Source organism: Streptomyces alkaliphilus (assembly GCF_014141535.1).
GTDB lineage: Bacteria > Actinomycetota > Actinomycetes > Streptomycetales > Streptomycetaceae > Streptomyces > Streptomyces alkaliphilus.
In genome coordinates this window covers 1-3,739 of record NZ_VKHT01000502.1, presented here as the reverse complement: position 1 = coordinate 3,739, position 3,739 = coordinate 1, and the positions used below count along the sequence as shown (strand labels likewise).

Here is a 3,739-nt window from a genome sequence, read left to right as displayed (position 1 = left end):
TCGCCCACCGATGCCCGAGTGCGTCCCCGACCCGGCGCGCAATTCCCCGCCGGTTGTCGTCCCGGGCCGGTAGGCTCGAATGACCATGACCGACGATCACCTCCGGGCCGCGAATCCGCAGACCGGTTCCGCCGCCGGCCCCCAGCCCGACTTCTCCGAGGCGCCGCCCGACGACCCGGCCGAGGAGGCGGTCGAGGATCTGTCGCCCGCCCGGCGGTACGCTCTGGCCCGCCGCCGCGCGGCCGAGCTGGCCACCGAGCTGCACGCCTTCCGGGAGGGGTACGACTTCCCCCTCGACCCCTTCCAGCTCGACGCCTGCCGGGCCCTGGAGGCCGGCAAGGGTGTGCTGGTGGCCGCCCCCACCGGGTCCGGGAAGACGGTGGTCGGGGAGTTCGCCGCCCACCTGGCCCTCGCCCGGGGCCGCAAGTGCTTCTACACCACGCCCATCAAGGCGCTCTCCAACCAGAAATACGCCGACCTCGCCGCCCGCCACGGAGCCGAGCGGGTCGGTCTGCTGACGGGTGACAACAGTGTGAACCCCGACGCGCCCGTGGTCGTGATGACCACCGAGGTCCTGCGGAACATGCTGTACGCGAACTCCCGCGCGCTGGACGGCCTGGGCTACGTGGTGATGGACGAGGTGCACTACCTCTCCGACCGCTTCCGGGGGGCGGTGTGGGAGGAGGTCATCATCCACCTCCCCGAGTCGGTCACCCTCGTCTCGCTCTCCGCCACCGTCTCCAACGCGGAGGAGTTCGGCGACTGGCTGGACACCGTGCGGGGCGACACGGAGGTGATCGTCTCCGAGCACCGTCCCGTGCCGCTGTGGCAGCATGTACTGGCGGGCCGCCGGCTGTACGACCTGTTCGAGGAGCGCGGCGGGCGGCGCGAGGTCAATCCGGATCTGGAGCGGATGGCCCGCATGGAGCACTCACGCCCCTTCGCGCGCGACGGTCGCGGCCGTCCCCGGCGCGAGGCGGATCGGGAGCGGGAGCGCCGGCAGCGCGCCCGGGTGTGGACGCCGAGCCGTCCGGAGGTCATCGACCGGCTGGACGCCGATGGCCTGCTGCCGGCCATCACCTTCATCTTCAGCCGGGCCGGCTGCGAGGCCGCGGTGCGCCAGTGCCTGCTCTCCGGCCTGCGGCTGAACGACGCCGCCGAGCGAACCCGGGTGCGGGAGATCGTGGAGCGGCGCATCGCCGCCATCCCCGACGAGGACCTCCACGTCCTGGGGTACTTCGAGTGGCTGGAGGGCCTGGAGCGCGGCATCGCCGCCCATCACGCCGGCATGCTCCCCACCTTCAAGGAGATCGTCGAGGAACTGTTCGTCGCGGGGCTGGTCAAGGCGGTATTCGCCACCGAGACCCTGGCCCTGGGCATCAACATGCCCGCCCGCTCGGTGGTGCTGGAGAAGCTGGTCAAGTGGAACGGTGAGCAGCACGCCGACATCACCCCCGGTGAGTACACCCAGCTCACCGGCCGGGCCGGGCGGCGCGGCATCGACGTCGAGGGTCACGCGGTGGTGCTGTGGCAGCGCGGCATGAACCCCGCCGCGCTGGCCGGCCTGGCGGGCACCCGCACCTATCCGCTGCGCTCCTCGTTCCGGCCCTCCTACAACATGGCGGTCAACCTGGTCGCCCAGTTCGGCCGCGAACGCTCCCGCGAACTGCTGGAGGCGTCCTTCGCGCAGTTCCAGGCCGACCGATCGGTGGTCGCTCTCGCCCGGCGGGTGCAGCGCAACGAGGAGGGCCTGGAGGGCTACCGCGAGGCGATGACCTGTCATCTGGGGGACTTCGGCGAGTACTCCGACCTGCGCCGGCGGCTGAAGGAGCGGGAGAACGAACTGGCCCGTCGGGGCGCCGGACTGCGTCGGGCCGCCGCCGCCGACGCGCTGGAGAAGCTGCGACCGGGCGATGTCATCCACGTGCCCGCAGGGAAGTTCGCCGGGCTGGCCCTGGTACTGGACCCCGGTGTCCCCGGCGGCGGACGCAACGGGAGCCGCGAGGGGCGGTGGACCCGGGAGCCGGGGGAGGGTCCCCGGCCCCTGGTGCTCACGGCGCAGCGGCAGGTCAAACGCCTCAACGAGGCCGACTTCCCGGTTCCGGTGGAGCCGTTGGACAGGATGCGGATCCCCAAGTCCTTCAATTCCCGCAGTCCGCAGTCCCGGCGCGACCTGGCGTCGGCGCTGCGCACCCGGGCCGGCCACCACGAACCCGCCCGACAGCGGCGCCGGCGGTCCGAGGCGGCGGACGACCCGGTGATCACCGAACTGCGCGCGGCGATCCGTGCCCACCCCTGTCACGGGTGCGACGACCGGGAGAACCACGCCCGGTGGGCCGAGCGCCACCAGCGTCTGACCCGGGAGACCGGGCAGCTGCGGGGGCGCATCGAGGGCCGCACCAACACCATCGCCCGCACCTTCGACCGCGTGCACGCCCTCCTCACGGAGCTGGAGTACCTGCGCGGCGACGAGGTGACCATCCACGGTCGGCGGCTCTCCCGACTCCACGGCGAGCTGGATTTGCTGGCCGGGGAGTGCCTGCGCGAAGGGGTGTGGGAAGGGTTGGAGCCGGCCGAACTGGCCGCCTGCGTCTCGGCGCTGGTCTATGAGGCGCGCACCGCCGACGACGTCCTGGCGCCGGAACCCCCCGGCGGCCGGGTCAAACACGCCCTGGACGAGATGGGGATCATCTGGAGCCGCCTGGACGATCTGGAGGAGCGGCACCGCATCGCGCAGACGGCCGGGGTGGGACAGCGGCAGCCGGACTCCGGTTTCGCCCGACCGGTGTACCGGTGGGCCCGGGGTGACGGTCTGGATCCGGTCCTGCGGGAGGCCGACATGCCGGCCGGTGACTTCGTGCGCTGGTGCAAGCAGGTCATCGACGTGCTGGGGCAGATCGCCGCCGCCGCGCCGGGGGAGAACAGCACCGTGCCGCGCGCCGCCCGCCGTGCGGTGGACTCCCTGCTGCGGGGCGTGGTCGCCTACAGCTCGGTGGGCTGACGGTTCGCCGGCCCGGCCCGCCCCGATGAGCCGGGCCGGGCCGGGCCGCCCGGTCAGTCGGCCGGGGCGGCGGCCAGGGTCTCCAGCAGACGGCGCAACGAACCGCCCAGGCCCCATCGTTGCGCCAGGACCTCCAGGGCCGCCGGATCGGCGGGGGTGCCCGGTGGCGCGGGGTCGATCCGCGGCAGCGGCAGGTCGTCCGCCACCTCCACCACCCGGGGGGCGACATCGAGGTAGTCGGCGGCGGCCAGTAGATTCCGCCGTCGCGCCGGGGTCAGTCGGGAGGCCGGGTCCAGGGCCGCGGCCCGCACCCCCGCCAGGTCGCCGTACTCCGCCAACAGTTGCGCGGCGGTCTTCTCCCCGATGCCGCGCACCCCGGGCAGCCCGTCGCTGGGGTCCCCGCGCAGGACCGCGAGATCCGCGTACCGGGAGGCCGGGACCCCGTACCGCTCCCGGACCAGCGAGTCGGTGACCACGTCGCAGTCGCCCACCCCCTTGCGGGGGTACAGGACCCGCACCCCCCGGGCGTCGTCCACGAGTTGGAAGAGGTCCCGGTCCCCGGTGACCACGAGCACCGGGCGGTCGGACCGGCGGGCGAGGGTGCCGATGACGTCGTCGGCCTCGTGGTCGGCGGCCCCCAGGCGGGCGATTCCGAGCGCGTCCAACACCTCGTGGATGACCGGGACCTGGACGAGGAGGGAGTCCGGTGCCTCCTCGGCGGAGCCCCCGCCCTCCTCC

The 3,739-nt window shown here is 73.5% G+C and carries 2 protein-coding genes; one reads left to right on the top strand and one right to left on the bottom strand.

Features of this window, described 5'->3' with window-relative positions:
- Positions 1-85 precede the first annotated feature (85 nt).
- Positions 86-3,001 (top strand): DEAD/DEAH box helicase, encoded by a 2,916-nt coding sequence (locus tag FNQ90_RS15670; RefSeq protein ID WP_182606950.1) that lies wholly within the window; start codon positions 86-88, stop codon positions 2,999-3,001.
- Positions 3,002-3,054: 53 nt separating this feature from the next.
- Here FNQ90_RS15670 and FNQ90_RS15665 read toward each other — a convergent pair.
- Positions 3,055-3,739, bottom strand: a 685-nt coding sequence (locus tag FNQ90_RS15665) for a 5'-3' exonuclease (RefSeq protein WP_182606949.1), incomplete at its 5' end; no start/stop codon positions are given.

Bases quoted from the DNA above. Each gene is read 5' to 3' on its own strand.
- FNQ90_RS15670 (WP_182606950.1), top strand. From the start codon at position 86: ATGACCGACGATCACCTCCGGGCCGCGAATCCGCAGACCGGTTCCGCC.